The sequence below is a fragment of the Siminovitchia terrae genome, assembly GCF_003605405.2.
Lineage (GTDB): Bacteria > Bacillota > Bacilli > Bacillales > Bacillaceae_C > Siminovitchia > Siminovitchia terrae.
On sequence record NZ_QYTW02000005.1, the window covers coordinates 90703 to 109543 of the forward strand.

Annotated in this window: 21 protein-coding genes; 13 read left to right on the top strand and 8 right to left on the bottom strand. The window is 39.5% G+C overall.

The features are described from left to right. Position 1 precedes the first annotated feature (1 nt). Entirely contained in the window at positions 2 to 934 is a 933-nt protein-coding gene (locus D5F11_RS07550; protein ID WP_120117611.1) for an ABC transporter ATP-binding protein, read from the top strand. Next, complete coding sequence (locus D5F11_RS07555; protein ID WP_120117612.1) at positions 927 to 2153, top strand: ABC transporter permease; 1227 nt, start codon at positions 927 to 929, stop codon at positions 2151 to 2153. Before D5F11_RS07550 ends, D5F11_RS07555 begins: the two co-directional genes overlap by 8 nt. Positions 2154 to 2323: 170 nt before the next feature. Here D5F11_RS07555 and D5F11_RS07560 read toward each other — a convergent pair whose 3' ends face one another. After that, positions 2324 to 2563: a hypothetical protein gene (locus D5F11_RS07560; RefSeq protein ID WP_120117613.1), complete on the bottom strand. Its 240-nt coding sequence runs from the start codon at positions 2561 to 2563 to the stop codon at positions 2324 to 2326. 565 nt (positions 2564 to 3128) lie between these two features. Here D5F11_RS07560 and D5F11_RS07565 point away from each other — a divergent pair. The 9 genes from D5F11_RS07565 (at position 3129) to D5F11_RS26145 (ending at position 8651) form a co-directional block, all read left to right on the top strand. Next, entirely contained in the window at positions 3129 to 3773 is a 645-nt protein-coding gene (locus D5F11_RS07565; protein ID WP_120117614.1) for a pentapeptide repeat-containing protein, read from the top strand. A gap of 246 nt (positions 3774 to 4019) precedes the next feature. Then, positions 4020 to 4538, top strand: a complete 519-nt coding sequence (locus D5F11_RS07570; protein ID WP_245998133.1) for an AAA family ATPase — start codon at positions 4020 to 4022, stop codon at positions 4536 to 4538. 120 nt (positions 4539 to 4658) lie between these two features. Then, on the top strand, positions 4659 to 4817 hold the full coding sequence (locus tag D5F11_RS26140) for a hypothetical protein (protein ID WP_185830560.1): 159 nt from the start codon (positions 4659 to 4661) through the stop codon (positions 4815 to 4817). Between the two features lie 271 nt (positions 4818 to 5088). Further along, positions 5089 to 5688 carry a dienelactone hydrolase family protein gene (locus D5F11_RS07575; protein WP_120119326.1) on the top strand — a complete coding sequence of 200 codons (600 nt, stop codon included), beginning with the start codon at positions 5089 to 5091 and terminating at the stop codon, positions 5686 to 5688. Between the two features lie 119 nt (positions 5689 to 5807). Next, positions 5808 to 6458 carry a TetR/AcrR family transcriptional regulator gene (locus tag D5F11_RS07580; protein WP_120119325.1) on the top strand — a complete coding sequence of 217 codons (651 nt, stop codon included), beginning with the start codon at positions 5808 to 5810 and terminating at the stop codon, positions 6456 to 6458. Continuing rightward, positions 6451 to 6636: an HU family DNA-binding protein gene (locus D5F11_RS07585; protein WP_120119324.1), complete on the top strand. Its 186-nt coding sequence runs from the start codon at positions 6451 to 6453 to the stop codon at positions 6634 to 6636. The genes D5F11_RS07580 and D5F11_RS07585 overlap by 8 nt, the downstream gene beginning before the upstream one ends. 5 nt (positions 6637 to 6641) lie before the next feature. Beyond that, positions 6642 to 7556, top strand: coding sequence for an ABC transporter ATP-binding protein (locus tag D5F11_RS07590; protein WP_120119323.1), 915 nt, complete (start codon positions 6642 to 6644; stop codon positions 7554 to 7556). A 2-nt stretch (positions 7557 to 7558) separates the two neighbouring features. Further along, the gene (locus D5F11_RS07595) at positions 7559 to 8395 is read left to right on the top strand and encodes an ABC transporter permease (RefSeq protein ID WP_120119322.1); all 837 of its coding nucleotides are present in this window, start codon (positions 7559 to 7561) and stop codon (positions 8393 to 8395) included. A 115-nt stretch (positions 8396 to 8510) separates the two neighbouring features. Then, positions 8511 to 8651 carry a hypothetical protein gene (locus D5F11_RS26145; RefSeq protein WP_185830561.1) on the top strand — a complete coding sequence of 47 codons (141 nt, stop codon included), beginning with the start codon at positions 8511 to 8513 and terminating at the stop codon, positions 8649 to 8651. A gap of 40 nt (positions 8652 to 8691) precedes the next feature. On the opposite strand, the gene D5F11_RS07600 is transcribed toward D5F11_RS26145, so the two are convergent. The 7 genes from D5F11_RS07600 to D5F11_RS07630 form a co-directional block, all read right to left on the bottom strand. After that, complete coding sequence (locus D5F11_RS07600; protein ID WP_120119321.1) at positions 8692 to 10008, bottom strand: nucleobase:cation symporter-2 family protein; 1317 nt, start codon at positions 10006 to 10008, stop codon at positions 8692 to 8694. A 554-nt stretch (positions 10009 to 10562) separates the two neighbouring features. Beyond that, entirely contained in the window at positions 10563 to 10853 is a 291-nt protein-coding gene (gene qoxD / locus D5F11_RS07605; RefSeq protein WP_120119319.1) for a cytochrome aa3 quinol oxidase subunit IV, read from the bottom strand. Position 10854: 1 nt separating this feature from the next. Then, positions 10855 to 11451: a cytochrome aa3 quinol oxidase subunit III gene (qoxC, locus tag D5F11_RS07610; RefSeq protein ID WP_120119318.1), complete on the bottom strand. Its 597-nt coding sequence runs from the start codon at positions 11449 to 11451 to the stop codon at positions 10855 to 10857. Continuing rightward, entirely contained in the window at positions 11448 to 13391 is a 1944-nt protein-coding gene (gene qoxB / locus D5F11_RS07615) for a cytochrome aa3 quinol oxidase subunit I (protein ID WP_120119317.1), read from the bottom strand. Before qoxB ends, qoxC begins: the two co-directional genes overlap by 4 nt. Positions 13392 to 13433: 42 nt before the next feature. After that, positions 13434 to 14357 carry a cytochrome aa3 quinol oxidase subunit II gene (gene qoxA / locus D5F11_RS07620; RefSeq protein WP_120119316.1) on the bottom strand — a complete coding sequence of 308 codons (924 nt, stop codon included), beginning with the start codon at positions 14355 to 14357 and terminating at the stop codon, positions 13434 to 13436. Positions 14358 to 14743: 386 nt separating this feature from the next. Beyond that, positions 14744 to 15625: a GNAT family N-acetyltransferase gene (locus D5F11_RS07625; protein WP_185830562.1), complete on the bottom strand. Its 882-nt coding sequence runs from the start codon at positions 15623 to 15625 to the stop codon at positions 14744 to 14746. Positions 15626 to 15675: 50 nt separating this feature from the next. Continuing rightward, on the bottom strand, positions 15676 to 16257 hold the full coding sequence (locus D5F11_RS07630; RefSeq protein ID WP_120119327.1) for an LOG family protein: 582 nt from the start codon (positions 16255 to 16257) through the stop codon (positions 15676 to 15678). A gap of 178 nt (positions 16258 to 16435) precedes the next feature. On the opposite strand from D5F11_RS07630, the gene D5F11_RS07635 reads away from it, so the two are divergent. Together D5F11_RS07635 and D5F11_RS07640 are read left to right on the top strand one after the other, a co-directional pair. Then, positions 16436 to 17368, top strand: a complete 933-nt coding sequence (locus D5F11_RS07635) for a DMT family transporter (RefSeq protein WP_120119314.1) — start codon at positions 16436 to 16438, stop codon at positions 17366 to 17368. Positions 17369 to 17386: 18 nt separating this feature from the next. Beyond that, entirely contained in the window at positions 17387 to 18826 is a 1440-nt protein-coding gene (locus tag D5F11_RS07640; protein ID WP_120119313.1) for a YcdB/YcdC domain-containing protein, read from the top strand. The last annotated feature ends 15 nt before the right edge of the window (positions 18827 to 18841 follow it).

Here is an 18841-nt window from a genome sequence, read left to right on the forward strand (position 1 = left end):
GATGGAAACAATTTTGTCAGTCGAAGAACTAGGGAAGTCTTTTAAGCAAACTCAAATAATCCAGAACATCTCCTTTAACGTAAAAAAAGGGGAGATCATGGCTATTCTTGGTCCGAATGGAGCGGGAAAGTCAACGACCATCAGAAACATAATGGGAATTATGTATCCAGACGAAGGGACCATAAATTTTCATAACCATGCAGCCGGTGAAATACCTCGTAATAAAATTGGCTATTTGCCGGAGGAACGCGGATTATATAAAAATGTCAAAGTGATGGATATGATTTTATATTTAGCGGAACTAAAGGATTACCCGATTAAAAAGGCAAAGGAGCGAGCACTTGAGTACTTAGCCAAACTCGGACTTGAAGGGAAAGAAAAAGTCTCTGTTGAAGAATTATCAAAAGGGATGGGGCAGAAGGTACAATTTATCGGATCGATTATTCATGAACCGGAATTATTGATTTTAGACGAACCTTTTTCAGGTCTAGACCCAGTTAGTCAGGAAGTTTTTAAAAATGAAATTAAAGATTTAGCGAGTAAGGGGACAGCGATATTATTATCTTCCCATCAAATGAATATGGTCGAGGAAGTATGTGATCGCTTGTTTATGATCCATCGCGGTCAAAAAGTGATTTATGGAACGTTGGAGGATGTCAAAAATCAATATGCCAATTTTAAATGTACCATTCGAGGAAAAAATAACATTTCTGAATTGGAGCGGCTTACTCATGTAAATCGTGTTGAGCAAAAAGAGGATGTCTCCGTGGTTTATTTAACTCAGGATGTGGTTGTGCCACTTTGGCTTAGACAGTTACCTGAGACATTGGATATTCAAGAGCTTTCCATTGATCGGATATCACTCCATGAAATTTTTATCGATATAGCGACGGATAAACATGTCGAAAACGAAGGAAGTGTTGTGAATGCGTAATAGTTTAAAAGTGGCAAGATGGGAGATTAAAAGAAATATGATGAATAAATCGTTCATTATCTCTCTATTAATAACCCCCGTTCTGTTCATGTTCTTCTTTTTCGTTCCTCAATTATTTAGTGGTGGGGATGATTCCAAAGATATTGATGTTTTTATTTCAGATGAGTTAGGGGTTTTGGATGAAGTAAAGGCAATTATTGAGTCGCAGGATTTAAACTGGAAGTTACATTCAACAGATTTAAGCAAGTCTGAGATGAAGAAACAAGTTGCCGATACTGACAAAACAGTGTATATTCCACTTTCTGAAAAAACGTTGGATCAAGGGACCATTAATATATATATGAGTGAAGATGTCGGAAAAGATTTTATAAATGAAGCTTACATTCTGGAAGCTCCTTTACGGCAGCTGCAAATTGATAGACTCGGATTATCAGAGGAACAGAAAAATATGATTGCGAAAGGCATCGCGGTGCAGCAAGCGGAATTTGATAACTCTATTGAAAATAAAGAAGCTGTTACGGATGAAGGTGATCCTCTTAAAAGAGTGATTCCAGGGGCGTTTGCAGGAATCGTATTGTTTTCGATTGTCATGACTGGCATGATGATTTTCACATCTGCTTCACAGGAAAAGAAAGAGAAAGTAGCTGAAATCATCTTGTCTTCCGTGACTCCTGGTGAATTAATGCAAGGAAAGATCATCGGCTATTTCGTCTTAGGTATTACCCAAGTTGTAGTGTGGCTTGCAGTTGGATTGCCTTTAGTAGCCTGGAAGCTTGAGCTACCGTTGATGAAGTACTTATTAGTTCCAGAAACAATGTTGTTATTAGTGTTGGCTGTTTCCGGATATCTATTGTTTTCCGCAATCTTCGTTGCAATTGGTGCGACAGTAGAGGACATGACAGCGACCAGCAATTTCCAAGGTATGGTCATGATGCTTCCATTTTTACCGCTTATTTTTATTGGGCCTATTATGGCGGACCCAAGCGGAGTTATTGCTAAAATTGGCTCGTTTTTCCCGATTACATCACCCGCTGTTTGGATCATCCGCCTTTCTATGTTGGACGAATGGCCTTGGATTGAAATTGTCATCGCGTTAGTCATTCTTTTTGCCACGATTTGGCTGATGATGAAAGCAGCAGGAAAAGTGTTTAAAATAGGAATTCTCATGTATGGAAAAAATGCCACAATGAAAGAAATTTGGAAATGGTTGTGGGCATAGGAAATATAAGAAGAACCGCCATTCATTGTTTACGTATGAATGGCGGTTTTTGTATGGCGACAGAGTATACTATTGGATAACACTTCTAAATCCTGCATAGCGCAAGTCTGCTGTCATCTTATGTTTAAAAAAATGTACCAAACCAAAAAGCTAATCCAAAACTATCACGCTCAGTAAGGTGTTGGCGTCTGGCGCTGTGGATACAATCGGTTGCCATTTTTATCTTTTATCACATGGCCATTTACATCATACGCTGCACCGACCGTTTTTCCATTAATGACTTCTCCCGGGCGGGCCAAGGATTTATATTCCATCGGAACGGTTTTTTGGGAACCATCCTTTAATGTCACAACAACTGATGCATCGCTGTACATGGCTGAGCGTTTTTTACTCGTATCCGGCGCATCCATTCCAACAAATTCAACAGATTTTACGGGTGAAGGAGCTTTATGCGGTAACCCATCTAGAGTACGTTTTACTTTGAAACTTTTCTTGTAGGGTTTCTTTCCAAGGATGCTTGAACCTAACTTTCACTTTTTGCTACATCCAGACCAACGACTGGATTCATAAAGTTCCCCCTTCCAAAATATAAATGCCGGTAACCCCTAAATCCTCCTTATAGTGTCATAGCTTCGCTTGTTATACGAGATCATTGTCCCAACCAGCCTCAAACATGTTTCTATAAGTAGGGAGCGAACCGTTTTGCGGACGGGGTCCTAGCCCCACGGGCCCGAACGTTCTACCCCGGCCACCGTTATCATATATCGATATAAAAAATGGTTAACCAGAAATATTTTCTGGCTGACCTTATAATACGATCGGGCGCAATTCTTTAAAAAGAATTGTGCCTTCTTTAGCTATAGGGCTATTTTCTTAAATAATTGATAGTAAAGTTATCGGTCTGAAGGAGAGTTATTTTATGTTATCATCAAATAAGAACAAGTGTTTCTAAAAAATCTGGGTAAGGAGAATAATATGTCAAAAATAAAAATTGAAAAACCAAAAATCCCTCATAATTTACCGTCTGCAAACTTTCAAGAAATATATTATAGGGATGAACCCTATCTAGACAAATGTATAATATCGAATTGCTCTGTTGATAGAGAAAAAATGGATAAAATTGAATTCTCACAAGTTATTTTTAAAAATGTAAAATTTAATGATATATCTTTTAAAAATATTGAGTTAACAGATGTTATTTTTGAAAACTGTGATTTGTCCAATGCCGATTTTATGGAAGCGATTATTCACAGAGTAGAATTTAAAGAATCAAAAATGTTAGGAATAAATCTTTCAGATGCTGGTTTAGGAAATGTACTTTTTGAGAACTGTATTTTGAATCTGAGTTCGTATGGTTACGGTAGTTTAAAGCAAGTGAAGTTTGTTAATTGTTCTTTGCAAAATGCTGATTACTATGAATGCAAATTTAAAAAAGTTGGGTTCCATCAATGTGATATAAATGACGTGAATTTTTCTGGGACATCACTTAAAGGGATTGATATTAGTAGTTCAACGTTTGAAAGAATTAGCGTATCCTTGGAAGATTTAGATGGATGCGAGGTTTCTCCCCAACAAGCAATTGGATTTGCCGCAATGTTGGGATTAAAAGTTAAAGAATAAGATATTTGTTCAAACGCTATATAAAGCTAACTTAATTAACTTTATAGGTTATTGGTAATAAATATTTCTACATAGTTATTCAAGCAAAGGGCGCGATTGCGGAAGATCATAGGATGAAATTGATCAAACTTTTTTATAAAAAATGTATACTAATTCATAAGAGAAGAATCCATTTTGATCATTTTTCAAAACGGATTCTTTTAATTTGATTAAACTTTATTCCAAAGCTACAATGGAGGGATTTCAGTGATTTATTTAATTACAGGACCGATGGCAAGTGGTAAATCTACTGTAGCAGAATTGATGGCAAAAAAATTCAAGAGGTCAGTACACTTACGTGGGGATGTTTTTCGTAAAATGATTGCTTCTGGCCGAGAAGAAATGAGCGAAAATCCTAGTGAAGAAGCCGAATTTCAGCTGAATTTGCGCTATCAATTAACAGCAGAAGTTGCAAAAGGATACAGTAACGCAGGTTTTACTGTTATTGTACAAGATAATTACTATGGTGAAAAACTTCCGTATATTCTTGAATTAATGGCTCCTGAGAAAGTGGAAACTATTGTATTAACTCCTACTGCTGACGTTATCCGAGAAAGAGAACATAATAGAGGCAAGGCTGGTTATATCGGCTTTGACGTTGATAATTTGTGTAAAGAGTTTTTAAAAACTACTCCGCATATTGGATTATGGATTGATAATAGTGTAGAACAACCGCATGAAACAGTTGACCACATTATGAATGAGTTAGGTATTGAATCAAACTAAAAATCTTCTAAGTTATTCCGTTATAGGGCGCTATTATGGAATAACGCTAAGATTTAAACGACTTTATTGTTAAATTTTAACTTCATTCAGCAGAAGTCTCCCACTTCTATAAGTGGTGAGATGAATGCATATTGGTATTCCATTCGGTGGGGGTTCAAACCCCGGCTGAATAAAGTTAAAGCCTCTGGCGGATGCCACAGATTTTCAGAGGAAATTTATCGGGCGAAGCTCGATAAAATCTGGGCGCAAATACGCCAAGGCGCATTTGATGTGCAATGAAGTAATTACATTTAACATCTTTATTTTTACCCCGTTCCCATGAGGACGGGGTTTTATGTGTTTGGGTGAAAAAATTTTATAACCTTATTGTAACTTTACACTAGGTGCTTTTATTTATGCAAAAGAAGTTATATAAACTTAGGAACTACCAATAATCATTGATATGAAGCGATTAAAGAGTTACTGCCAAAAGATGAAATAATGCAGGCTAAATGGCCTTCGGAATTGATGAAAAATATTAAGATTAATGTCCTTATTGTCGAGGTGCGGAATGATACGCATAAATAATTATTCAGATACGTTAATTATTGTTGTTCATGAAATTTACGGAATCAATGATCATATGAAGTGGTTTTGTGAAATGTTATCACAAGAAAGCCTTGATGTCATTTGCCCCAATTTATATAAACAAGGCATATCTTTTGACTATGCCCAGGAAGCAGAAGCCTATCGATACTTCATGGATCATGTTGGTTTCATGTATGCATTCAATAAAGTGAAGGATGCTTTTCGTGAAATGAAGGCTGAGTACAACCGAATATTTATTGTCGGGTTTAGCGTTGGTGCCACCATCGCCTGGTTATGCAGCCAAGAAAAAGGGCTCAATGGTATTGTGGGATATTATGGTTCACGAATTAGAGATTACAAACAAATATCCCCGACTTGTCCAACACTGTTGTTTTTTCCGGAACAAGAGCACTCTTTCAATGTGTCCGAATTAATTGTGTACTTGCAGGAAAAATATATCGAAATACATACAGTCAAAGGGGAACATGGTTTCAGTGATCCGTTTTCTCCGGTCTTCAACAAACAATCGGCACAGCTGACATTTGACAGGATGTCCGGCTTTATCAATAAAAAAATGTTTTAGTACGAAATTTCCCAGAGGTTTGTGTTTTTATGAAAATGAGTATTGACTTTCCAATTTATCTCATGTTAAGTTTATTATAGACCGACGGTCGGTCTATAATAATGGAGGTATTTTCATTTATGAGAATCTCAAAAAATCCAGAAGATCGAAAAACTGAAATATTAGACGCAGCTGAGATGCTATTTACCACAAAAGGTTATTCGGCAACCACTGTTAATGACATTCTCAGCAAAGTAGGCATCGCAAAAGGTACCTTTTATTATTATTTTCAATCAAAAGAAGAGGTGATGGACGCAATCGTCATGCGATTCATTGATAAGGGGGTAGAAGCGGCAAAGGCGGTCGCTGCGGATCCCAACCTGAAGGCACCTGAAAAGCTGTTCCAAATCATCGTGGGACAAAGAGCAGATGATGGGCAAAAAGGACAAATGATCGAGGAGCTTCACCAAGTGAACAATGCAGAAATGCATCAGAAAAGTCTGGTGGAAACGATCCTTCAATTGACCCCGGTTCTTACTGAAGTGATTGAACAGGGGATTGAAGAAGGGGTTTTCAAAACCCCTTTTCCAAAAGAAACGGTTGAATTTTTATTGGCATCTTCCCAGTTTTTGCTTGATGAAGGTATTTTTCAATGGGAGCATCAAGAAATCATGCAAAAGGCCACGGCATTGACTCACATCATTGAGACCACTTTGGGTGCTGAAAAAGGTAGCTTTGCCTACATCCTTGGAATGTATGACAACGAAAAGGAGAGAAAACCAAATGAATAATTCGGAAATGATTGCCAAAGTATCAGAGAAATCAGGTGTTAATACCGAGGATTGTCAAAAAGTATTGGATGCTTTTGAAGAAGTTTTAGCGAATGAATTATCAAGTTCAAAAGATATAGGCAGCGCTTTTAATAAAGTTTATAACGTATTGGGATTTCTAAAAAACAAATCAAGGTGATATGGATGGAGAATATGATTGTCGTCAAAGACTTTGTGAAAAAATATGGAAATTATACGGCGGTTGACCATGTTTCATTTGAAGTGGAAAGCGGCAGCATCTTCGCTTTTTTGGGGCCAAACGGAGCCGGGAAAAGCACAACCATCAATACACTTTGCACAATTTTTGAAAAGACTTCTGGAGATCTTCTAATAGATGGGACAGATGTCAGCAGTCAAAATGCTGTTAGAAGTGCCATCGGTGTTGTTTTTCAGGAGTCTACACTTGATCAAAAAATGACAGTTGAAGAGAATTTGAAAATGCATTGCCATTTTTACAATTTGCCAAGATCACTGATTTCTGATCGGATTGACTTTGTCTTGGAAATCGTCGATTTGTTAGATTGGAAAAAGGCAATGGTCAGCAGTTTATCGGGAGGCATGAAAAGACGCGTAGAAATAGCGAGAAGTCTTCTGCATTTTCCGAAAGTATTGTTTTTAGATGAGCCAACCGCAGGGCTTGATCCGCAAACAAGAGCGAAAATTTGGGAATATATTATCAAGCTCCAAAAGGAAAAGAAGATAACGATCTTTTTAACAACACATTATATGGATGAGGCTGAAATTTGCCATAAAGTGGCGGTAATGGACAATGGTAAAATTATCGCACTTGACACTCCGTACGGATTGAAGCGGCAGTATACAAAAGACAAAGCTCACATAGAAAGCGCTAATCCACAAGAACTGGAAACAGTGTTGAAACAGCATCAACTAACATTTAAAAGAGAGGAAAATCATTTTACTGTTGAATTTAATGAGCTTACGAATCTTTTAATGACTTTGACGGTCCATCGGCCCTTTATCACAGATTTGGAGATTAAGAAAGGAACATTGAACGATGTATTTCTAGAGATTACAGGAAGGGATATAAGGGGGAATTAACGGTGCGCATCGTTTTGGCGTTATGGTTAAGAAATATAAAATTGTTTTTCAGGAATCGTACGCAACTGGTATTGATTCTGATTATGCCATTTTTCTATTTGTATTTGCTGAGCACCATTTTCAAAAGTGCTTTCATCAGCAATCCGGTTCATTATGTTTTGTCAGGAATCGTGATCATCGTTGTTTTTCAAACATCATTGAATATTGCCACGTCTACGATTGAAGATATTGTTTCGGGCTATATGAAAGAAGTGCTTGTCAGCCCTGTAAAAAGAATCCAGATCGCTGCCGGCCAAATATTGTCTTCCACAACTGTAGCTACCATTCAAGGATTTCTAATTCTCATCGTCGGTTATTTTATTGGCCTGAAATACAATTCTATTTTAACTCCCATCGCAGTCGTTGTATCTATGATATTTGTAGGGTTCGTATTTTCTTCTTTCGGTTTACTTTTAGCTGCATCAGTGAAGAATTCCCAGACATTCCAAATTGTTACCATGGCTGTTACAACACCTATCACTTTTTTATGCGGAGTCTATGTGCCGCTTAGCTTGCTCCCCAACGGTCTTCAATATATCGCTCTATTAAATCCGATGACGTATGCAGCCGCATTTTTCAGAACTTTAACTTTGGAAAAGATGTCATTGACAACGGATGAACTGATTGCGGAACAGCTTGCGTTTAAAGTCAGCGGCTTTGTTATCACACCTCAAATCAGCTTTGTCATTGTACTTTCGTTCGGAATCTTGTGTTTTATGCTTTCCAGTGCAGTTTTTACAAGAATTGATTTTTCAAAAATGAACCGTTCAGGAGTCCAAAAGGACATATTCCAACAGTAGCTCTTTGATAAGCAGAAATAATGTAGGAGAGAGGGAACAAGAACCTTCAGCATTTTTAGTTTAACTTCATTCAGCAGAAGTCTCCCACTTCTGTACGTGGTGAGATGAATGGATATTGGTATTCCATTCAGCGGGGTTCAAACCCCGGCTGAACAAAGTTAAAGCCTCCGGCGGATTCCACAGATTTTTATTGGAAATTTATCGAGCGGAGCTCGATAAAATCTGGGCGCAAATACGCCAAGGCGCATTTGAATGAAATGTCGACAATGACATGTTCATCATTGCCGACATTTCATTCAAGCAATATCAGATGTATGATCCAATTTAATGTCCCTTCCATCACCTTTGCTGACACCATTTAATATAAGGTTTAACACGACAGCAGCGAATCCGCCTGTCACAATCCCGTTTTCAAAAAGGATCCGAATATTTTGCGGTACATTAGCAAATACATCGGGAGCGATGGATACGCCTAAGCCAAGACCGACTGATAATGCAATGACCAGTTGATTTTCTGTTCTTCGGAAGTCAACAGATGATAGTTGGCGGATTCCGGAAGCCATGACCATTCCAAACATGGCAATCATTGCTCCTCCAAGTACAGGATCCGGAATAATTAGAGTCAGGGCTGCCACTTTTGGCAAAAGGCCAAGAATGACTAGAATACAACCGGATGCTACAACTACCCTTCTTTGTTTGACCCCTGTTAAAGCAATGAGGCCGACATTTTGTGAAAATGTCGTATAAGGAAAAGCTTGAAAAATACCGCCAATTATTTGTGCAAGTCCTTCTGCACGCAATCCTTTCTTTATATCATTTCCAGTTAACTTTTTATCAATTACTTCTGCCAGGGCAAAATAGACTCCTGTTGCTTCCATCATACTGACAATTCCAACTAGAACCATGCTAAGGATCGCGCTTAAATGGAATTCCGGGGGACCGAAACGAAACGGAGTAACCATATGGAACCAAGAAGCTTCACCAACACTTGAAAAGTCAACAAGTCCCATAAAAGCAGCGATGATGGTACCGATAACCAAAGATGCTAAAATTGAAATAGCTCTCATGAAACCTCGGAAGAAGCGGTTTAGCAAGACAATGATTACCAGAGTAAGCCCGGCTAATAATAGATTTGTAAGGCTTCCGTAACCGGATGAATCAGGTTGTCCAGTAATATTGCCCATCGCAGCGCCAATTAGGGAGGTGCCGATTATGATGACCACTGTGCCTGTAACCACTGGAGGAAAAAAAGGGATGATCCTGTCCATAAATTGAGCTAAAAAAATCACGATGGCACCTGCAGCAATAATCGCGCCGAAAATAGCGGGAACACCTTGCATTGTACCAATTGCGATCATAGGTCCAACAGCTTGAAAGGCAACTCCCATGACGATCGGCATTCGGATGCCGAAAAATTTATTCCCGATCACCTGTAAAAATGTTGCTAATCCGCAAGTGAATAAATCAATGGAGATTAAATAGGCAACTTCTGCTTCGTTTAAACCGATTGCAGGACCGACGATCAAAGGGACCACGACTGCCCCGCCATACATGGCAAGAACATGCTGCATGCCAAATGTCCCCAGCTTCCAGAAACCTAAATGCTTATTCATTTAAATATTCCTCCTTTGGTATTGTGATTGAGAGCATAACAATAGGTTGGAGAGCCTCGTAAATAAAGAATGGGCAGGTAGACTTTGGGGTGGGAAGCTTTTGGTTTCATTTTGTTCCATCACCTCTTTATGTTCCAAACTTTGAATTGTTGTTTTTGTTTTAGAAACGAAAAAAGCCGCAATTAAAAAAGAGGCGACATGCATCTTTTTAATTGCGGCTTCCTTAACCTCGGTCAACAAGGTTTAATGAAGGGCAATAACTGCTTCGGAACCTTATTGATTGAACAATAAAGTCTCCGATTTCCAGTAATTCATTCGATTGTTTTTATTAAAATGATAGGATTTCTTTTAATATTTTATATTTATGTAAGCGTTTTATAGTGACTATCATACATGAATAATTTAGAAAAGACAATATTTTTAGACATATTTTAAAAATAATTTTGGTAGATTCTGATATTCAGGAGGGGGAGGGGAGTTCAAATTTTTTTAGGAGAAGTCAATCTCGTAATTCAGAATGTAAAAAAGCCCGGACAATGCCGGGCTAGTACTGTTTAAATCATATTGTAACCCCAAAGCATGGCGAACAGAGTTCCAAAAATCGTCACGACTCCAACAAATAGCGCATAACCGATATTTGTGTAAAGTGTTTTGCTGTCGCCGTTTTCCTTCACATGCATGAAAAGGAATAGCTGCAGGCTTGCCTGTATCAATGCGGTTATAACAAGTATAGCCATTCCGGCTTTGAAGGGGATATCAAATAAGACAACAACCAGGGCAACAAGTGAAAGGATGAGTGAGAAGACGAATCCCATCACGTGTGGCAAGGGAAATAATTGTTTCATCTTACATCATTCCTTTCAGGTAGACGAAGCTGAATATGAAGATCCAGACAACGTCAAGAAAGTGCCAATAGAGTGAGAAAATAAATGATTTGTTGGCTGTTTCAGGTGTAAAGCCCTGCTTTTTCACCTGGATCAAAATGGCTATTCCCCATAGCAAGCCAAATGTAACGTGGGCACCATGCGTTCCTAGTAGTGTAAAGAGACTTGAAAGGAAGGCACTTGTCTGCATTGTTGCACCTTCGTGCACGTACGTGACAAACTCGGTGATCTCCACTCCAAGGAATACAAGACCTAACAATAGTGTGATCGAAAAGAATGCCAACATCGCTTTTTTTAAGCCGAGCCGCATGGCATGAATGCCGAGCCCAATCGTAAAGCTGCTCGATAACAGGACAATTGTTTCTACCATGACTGGTGTTAATTCGAAAATATGGCTGCCGCTGGGGCCGTTTCCTACATTGTTTTGCAAGGTGAAATAGACGGCGAACAGGGTAGAGAACAAGACGATTTCTGCTCCAAGAAAAACCCAAAAACCGATAACCTTCAATTGATTTTCTTCTGTACTGTATTCAAGAGGTACTGAATGATCGATCTTCACATTGCTTCACCTCGCGTCGTGTTTTCAGTCTTTTTGATTTCTTCGACTGATATATAATAGCCGTGGTCACGCTCGAATGAGCGATAGGCCATAGTGCCAAGAATGGCAATCCCTGAAATGATTGCCGGGATCCACAAGCTGAACACCATGAAGAATCCAAGGAAAAAGAAGATCACGCCCATAATGAAGGGCTGCCCATTATTGCTTGGCATGTGGATCGGCTCAAATGCTCCTTCTGCTAATGAGCGCTTTTCTTTTTTGGCAAACCAAAATTCATCCAATCTATGGATCTCAGGGACTTTTGCAAAATTGTAAACCGGAACTGGACTGTGTGTACTCCATTCCAAAGATCTGGCATCCCAAGGGTCGCCTGTTTCATCTCTTGGACTATAGCGGACACTGTAGTAAATGTTATAGACAAGCAGGATAAACCCGATTGCGAGACCGCACGCGCCAATAGCGGACAGCATATTCAGCGGTCCAAAGCCGGTGCTTGCAGAATAGGTATACATCCTTCTTGTCATTCCGTTCAATCCCAGTATAAAGAGAGGGAAGAACGTAACGTTAAAGCTGATTGCAATAAACCAGAAGGCAAGCTTTCCAAGCTTTTCATTCAAACGGAATCCGAACACTTTCGGGAACCAGTAATGGTATCCGGCAATTACCGCAAACACAGTACCCGGAATCAAGACGTAATGGAAATGGGCAACAAGAAACATCGTGTTGTGGTATTGATAGTCAGCACTTGCCATGGCTAGCATAACTCCGGTTACGCCGCCGATTGTAAAAATCGGAATGAAGGCGAGTGCATACAGCATTGGTGTCGTAAAGCTGATTTTTCCTTTTCGCAGTGTAAAGAGCCAGTTGAATATTTTTACCCCGGTCGGCACTGCAATGGCCATCGTTGTGATGGAGAATACGCTATTGACCATGACTCCGTGACCCATCGTATAGAAGTGGTGAACCCATACGAGAAAAGAAAGAACGGAGATGGCAATCATGCTGAACACCATGGATTTGTATCCATATAGGTTTTTACGAGCAAAAGTGGAAATGACTTCGCTGTAAATACCAAAAGCAGGCAAAATGACGATATAAACTTCAGGATGGCCCCAAACCCAGAACAAGTTGGCCCAAAGCATGTCCATTCCGCCATTTTGCATAGCAAAAAATTGAGTTCCGAATTGACGGTCAAGCATCATTAATGCAAGCGCAACGGTCAAAACAGGGAATGCGAAAACGATGATGACATTTGTGATTAAAATTGACCAACTAAACATCGGCATTTTCATCAATGTCATGCCTGGTGCACGCATTTTAATAATGGTGACAATAAAGTTGATTCCTGTCATTAAAGTACCGATACCGGAAATTTGGAGCGCCAAGGAATAATAGTTGTTTCCGACAGTTGGGCTGAACTCAAGGCTGGAAAGAGGAAAATAGGCTGTCCAACCAGCATCAGGAGATCCCCCGATAATAAAAGAAATATTGAACAGCATTGCTCCGGCAAAGAAGAGCCAAAAGCTGACTGCATTCAAGCGCGGGAAAGCAACGTCGCGGGCTCCTATTTGAAGCGGAACGACAACGTTCATCAACCCGATTACAAAGGGCATCGCCATGAACAGGATCATAATGACCCCGTGTGTTGTGAATATTTCATTGTAATGTTGTGCATCTAAAAGGCCGTTTTCTGGGATGGCCGTCTGAGCTCTCATTAAAAGAGCGTCAACTCCTCCGCGGAAAAGCATCAATAAAGCAGAAATAATATACATAACGCCGATTTTTTTATGATCGACTGTTGTCAGCCACTCCCGCCAAAGGTATCCCCATTTTTTAAAATAGGTGAGAGCAACGGGAATTGCGATGGAAACAAGTGCGATGGCTACCATTGAAGCGTAGATCATCGGCTCGCCAGTTACGAAAAATTCATCCCATTTCATTATTTTATCCCCTTTCAAGATTGGGTTTCATGGCTGAGGTTCTTATGATTCGTGTGCAGCATGTCCATGTTGCATATGATCATGTACATCTGAAGAGTCTGTATTCTTTTCAGCATCGTTATGATGATGGCCTGCGTCTTTACCCTCTGGAGCCGGCCTGAAATCTAGATGTGTTGACATATAGGTTTTTCTTCCAACGTGCGGTGTTGCTAACAGACTATCAAATTCTTTTTCTGTCAGTTTTGGTGCTGTATCCTTCACATCGCGAATCCAGTCCTGATATTCCTTATCAGTCATTGCCTGAGCTTCAAATTCCATATGAGCAAAGCCTTCACCGCTGAAGTTTGAGTTTTTCCCAATATATGAACCGGGAGTTTCTGCAACGAGATGGATTCTTGTCACCATATCGCTCATCGCATATTTTTGACCTGCAAGCTGAGGGATCCAAAAGCTTGTAATTGGCCCGTAAGAATATAAGCGGAATTCAACTGGTCTGTTTATCGGAAGGTTCACATAGTTTACTGTTTCGATTTGTTCTTCGGGATAGCTGAAATGCCATTTCCAGTTGGATGAAGATGCATATATAACCAGTGGCTTATCATCAGCGTAAGCTTTCGGTGCTTTCTCAACATCCCCCGTTGTACGTACAGTAACGACGGATAGTACGATCACAATGAGAATTGGAATGACTGTCCAAGTGATTTCAAGCCATTTGCTGCCTTCTTCGTGGGGAGGCTCATAGTCTTTGTCCAGTTTGGATGAACGATATTTTAAAAGCATGTAAGTATACAAAATATAGACGACTAATAAAATACCAATCATCATGAAGATAGAGAACAGAATGGTGTCAGATAATGTTTTTGCTTGCGGACCTTTCGGATCAAAAATCATTAATGAATTTTCACACCCCGAAAGGACGGAAGAAATCAAGACGGTAAGTGACAAAAGCAACCATTTAGTCTTCACGGAATACTCCCCTCATTTCATTCGGAATTGCGTGGAATTGTATTTGAGAATAGTAATAAACTTCAAATTTTTGTAAAACTCTTCAAGAAAATCCCATGCGAAAAAATAATATTCCTATCGACAAAAAAAGACAATAATTATAACGTCGTTGTCACAAAAGGTTCTTAGTATTGTATTTTTTGTGACGGTAATTATGGGGAATAATGGAATCCCATCCAGATATTTATAAAATTGTTATACTGAAATATCTAATTTTATGAAAAATTGGAAGTAGGAGAAAGAATTAAACTACTAGGGAGGGCGCACGGTAATAGGTAGGGGGATCATAAGGTGAAGGCAAAAAAAACTCCCCAGTCAGCTGCTGGGCAGTTTCTTTACAGTTTGCACTATGGTATTTCTTTCTTCATCCACACTTGTTTTAATGGAACTTTTTGGTCCGCAAATTCTTGTTTAAATCCGGCTTTTTCTAAAATGTTTATGAGGAACTGATTTTTTCCCGGCAGATTATAAGTTGATATAATGCGGGACTCCGTTTGTTGTAAATAATCTATCAAATACTGAAAAAGCTCTGGTTTGTTTGGTCTTCTTTCATCTGCCGCACATTGATAAAGAATGATGTTTCCATTCTTTTTTTGAAACAAGGCATACGCTGCCGCCTTCTCATTTTCATCCTTCATAACGATTGATTCTCCATTGCGGATGAAATTCCATAGTGTCTTCCATGGGGCATCATGCTGATAGAACGATAGTTCTCGAATGTCATGCGCGAGTCCGTGATGGATTGAATAACCTGGCATTTCTAACATACTATCTGGGTTATTTTCTTTACTTTCTGTTTTCTTCAAAAATACCAATTCATCTGCCACTCGGTATCCAAAACTCTCATATAGACGAATGGCGCGCTCATTGACGGTGAAAGCTTCTAAGCTTGCAGTATCGACATTTTCCTGTTTGTATAGAGCCACTGTTGATTCCATTAGCTTTTTTGCAATCCCTTTGCCCCGGAAAGAAAAGGCCACTGCAGTACCTCCGTTCCAGGCCACCCTTTTTTCATTCAATTCGTTGATTCCATTCAAAATAATTCCAGCGGGAAGGCCATTATAATAAGCGATAAAAGAATAATCGGGAGAGAGCTCGTCCCACCCTAATCTAAAAGTGAATTGGCTGACGGTCATTTGCATGTTTACATAATAATCAACAAATCCTTGATTCCAGACCTCGCAGGCATCCCTGATGGGAATGTCACTTAACTTTTTAATTTTTAACATCATCAATACCCCTGAATGTATATTTTCCTAAAAACAAGAGCGGTGGATATTTATGTTCGGTCTTCCGTCAAATATGTTTTTACATTTGGCGGCTCGTATGAATCAAATTGGTCCAGTAAGCTGGCGATCTCTACATCGACCAGCGCCATGTCCCGGAACTTTTCATCCAAAAACTTTTCTTTCAGCATGTGCTGGTATAGGGTGATGAGAGGGTCATAATATTGATTGATATTTAAAACGCCGCATGGCTTTTGATGGAGTCCAAGCTGTGACCATGTATAAATTTCAAAAAATTCTTCGAGTGTTCCGGGGCCTCCTGGGAGAGCGATGAATCCATCCGCAAGGTCCGCCATCTTTGCTTTTCTTTCATGCATGGAATCAACAATGATAAGCTCTGACAGGCGGGGATGGACAATTTCTTTTCTTTTTAAAAATTCAGGCATGACACCGATGGCATGTCCGCCATTTTCCAGCACTGAGTCTGCTACAGCCCCCATAATACCAACGCTAGCAGCTCCATAAACAAGGGTTATTTTTCGTTTGGCCAGTTCTTTGCCAACAGCTTTAGCTCCTTTTATATATGCATCGGATGCACCGGGTCTAGATCCGCAAAAAACTGCAACTGATTTTATCAATAGATAAAGCCTCCTTTTAATGAGATTATATAAAATGACCAATATTTTGTTAAACTTAAGTTATTCTTATATTAATAATTTATTCAGAAGCTTCGATGGACATGACCGTATTCGTTCGGATGCATAGGACCGAAACCGTTGATAAGTCTTGTTGATCAGCAATGGGAGTGAAATAATGCAGCAGGAGAACAAACAAACTACCGGTATGTATTTTTTATTATTATTGGTTCCTTTATTTTGGGGAGGGGCTTTCGGTGCAGCAAAGCATATTATCACAGAAGTGCCGCCGATTACAACTGCAGCATTTCGCTTTGGGCTGGCAGGCCTGATTTTATTTGCAGCAGCCCGGTTTAGCTCGGAATGGAACAGTACAAAAATAAAGGAACAATGGATGGCGCTGCTTTTGATGGCATTAACAGGAATTTTTGGATATAATGTTTTTTTCTTTATGGGGCTGGAATACACATCGGCCGTCAATGGATCATTAATCGTTGCCACGACACCCGTTTTTGTTACGCTCGGTGCTGTTCTATTTTTGGGAGAAACTTGGAGTGCCCGTTTAGGGCTTGGGCTCATTATATCGTTAACAGGGGTCTTCCTTGTCATTATTAATGGGTCTTTCCAAACATTAAAGGAATTACAATTTAATGCGGGGGATTTGCTTTTTATTGCGGCCCTTATTTGCTGGGTCGTCCACGGTTTGATTGGAAAAGTCGTCTTGGCAAAAGTCTCTCCTTTTTTGACAACAACTGTTACAACGATTGTCGGCTCCATATTCCTTACATTGCTCTCTTTATTGGAAAAAGGGTGGGGAAAGGTTTTAAGCATGTCATACCAAGCATGGGGTGAGATGGCATTCATGGTTTTTTGTGCATCCATCGTTGGTTTCTTCTTATGGAATAAAGGGATTCAGAAAATTGGTGCAAGTAGAGCTAGTATGTATATGAACCTTGTTCCAATAAATGCTGCGTGGATCGCTTTTTTCCTCTACGATGCATCCATCAGCTGGCAGCAAATCGCAGGAATGCTGATGGTCATATTTGGAGTCTATGTATCCACAACGAGCCAACATAAGAGAAAGAAAATAGAAATAAAAAAAGCAATATGAGAAGCGGGAGTATATCTTATGGATCATTTATTAATGAAATTGAGAGCATTTGTTCAAAGGCGAAAGATGGAAAAGCTTGCAGCCGTACCAATTGAATATGAAGATGATACATATAGGCTTCTTTTTGCGGAAAGCGGAGAAGAGGCAGGAGAAATCGTTCTTGATGTAAATGGACGGTTAAAGAAATTTGTGGAATTCGATGAGAAAAGGTTATTTGTGGTTAAGTCGAAAGAAGAGCTTTGTAGAATAGTTGAGAGGTTTCTTGAGGAGATTTTTCCGGATTCAATCCAGAAACTTCATCTGTCATCTATAGTGGATGTTGATGACTTTTACATATTCGATTATGTACAAAAAGATGATAAATTAGGTCTTTCTCTTCCTAATTCAGGTGTTTCTTTTTCCATAAGTATAAATGGGATTATTTTGGATATGACAAATGAGTTGGGGAATGTTAAGGCGGTCTATCCGGAGGAGCTTTTAACTGAGCAAGATGCCATGGAATTGTACCTGAAAGCTTTAAAGCCTCAGTTAAAGATTATGCAATATGATCAGGAAATGTATATTCGCGGGAACAATGAATTTAAATTAGTCTATGATTTTCTCAATACTGCTGCTTTGGATGTCAAAATGGACGGCGCGTTGACCAACCTTGAAGATTTGGGAATGGAAACATACGAATACGGATCTTTACCTCAATTACCAATAGCTGAGACCTCCATTTATCGGACTGTTGGTGCAGAAACGATGCAGAAAATATTAACTGCTGATTCAGACCAAGGCAAAGTCGAGGTCTGGAGCCATTTACCGGCTGGTCACCTTTTTAGTGAATATGAAGATACTGATTTGCTTGACTTAGATATTGGGATTGAGCATGTTATAAAAATGGCGTTTGACTGTGAAGACGGAAAACTGAACAGAATGATAACTGTCATAGACGAAAACCGTGATAGAAATCGAGTAAGTGAAGCTGTAGCATACGAAGCCGCTTTACGAATTCTTTTTAACCAATTTCCAGAAGCCCACCGGGTTTTCAAACTACGGATTGAGGAGGCTGGGCTGATTGAATATGAAGATGAGGAAATCACTCCTTTTGCTTTTCAGTTCAATTTTGTGCGTTTTGAGAATGGCATTCAAGTCGAAGGGTGCGAGGTATCCATTACAATTTGTGCCGCTACGGGGGAATTGTGTGAATGGTGTGTATGGGGAGAGGTTAATCAAGATTATAAGACATTGACTGGAGCTGAAACTGCTTCCGTAGAGGAGGCCATGAAGCTTTATGAATCGGCATTTTTCATGAAGCTCAATTGGGCCAAGGAAGAGGGCGAAGGGGATGATCCTTATTATGAATTGGTCTATTTGCCCGAATTTCAAGATTCTGGTGGAACGATTCACTGTATTGATGCAGAAACCCTTGAGCCTTGGATTGTTGATTCTTCCAGCTTGGAAGAATTCGAATAAGCATTGAAAGGATTT

Coding starts and splice junctions, on each gene's coding strand:
- D5F11_RS07550 (WP_120117611.1), top strand. CDS start 2: ATGGAAACAATTTTGTCAGTCGAAGAACTAGGGAAGTCTTTTAAGCAA.
- D5F11_RS07555 (WP_120117612.1), top strand. CDS start 927: ATGCGTAATAGTTTAAAAGTGGCAAGATGGGAGATTAAAAGAAATATG.
- D5F11_RS07560 (WP_120117613.1), bottom strand. CDS start 2,563: ATGGATGCGCCGGATACGAGTAAAAAACGCTCAGCCATGTACAGCGAT.
- D5F11_RS07565 (WP_120117614.1), top strand. CDS start 3,129: ATGTCAAAAATAAAAATTGAAAAACCAAAAATCCCTCATAATTTACCG.
- D5F11_RS26140 (WP_185830560.1), top strand. CDS start 4,659: ATGAATGCATATTGGTATTCCATTCGGTGGGGGTTCAAACCCCGGCTG.
- D5F11_RS07575 (WP_120119326.1), top strand. CDS start 5,089: ATGATACGCATAAATAATTATTCAGATACGTTAATTATTGTTGTTCAT.
- D5F11_RS07580 (WP_120119325.1), top strand. CDS start 5,808: ATGAGAATCTCAAAAAATCCAGAAGATCGAAAAACTGAAATATTAGAC.
- D5F11_RS07585 (WP_120119324.1), top strand. CDS start 6,451: ATGAATAATTCGGAAATGATTGCCAAAGTATCAGAGAAATCAGGTGTT.
- D5F11_RS07590 (WP_120119323.1), top strand. CDS start 6,642: ATGGAGAATATGATTGTCGTCAAAGACTTTGTGAAAAAATATGGAAAT.
- D5F11_RS07600 (WP_120119321.1), bottom strand. CDS start 10,008: ATGAATAAGCATTTAGGTTTCTGGAAGCTGGGGACATTTGGCATGCAG.
- qoxD (WP_120119319.1), bottom strand. CDS start 10,853: ATGAAACAATTATTTCCCTTGCCACACGTGATGGGATTCGTCTTCTCA.
- qoxB (WP_120119317.1), bottom strand. CDS start 13,391: ATGAAATGGGATGAATTTTTCGTAACTGGCGAGCCGATGATCTACGCT.
- D5F11_RS07625 (WP_185830562.1), bottom strand. CDS start 15,625: ATGTTAAAAATTAAAAAGTTAAGTGACATTCCCATCAGGGATGCCTGC.
- D5F11_RS07635 (WP_120119314.1), top strand. CDS start 16,436: ATGCAGCAGGAGAACAAACAAACTACCGGTATGTATTTTTTATTATTA.
- D5F11_RS07640 (WP_120119313.1), top strand. CDS start 17,387: ATGGATCATTTATTAATGAAATTGAGAGCATTTGTTCAAAGGCGAAAG.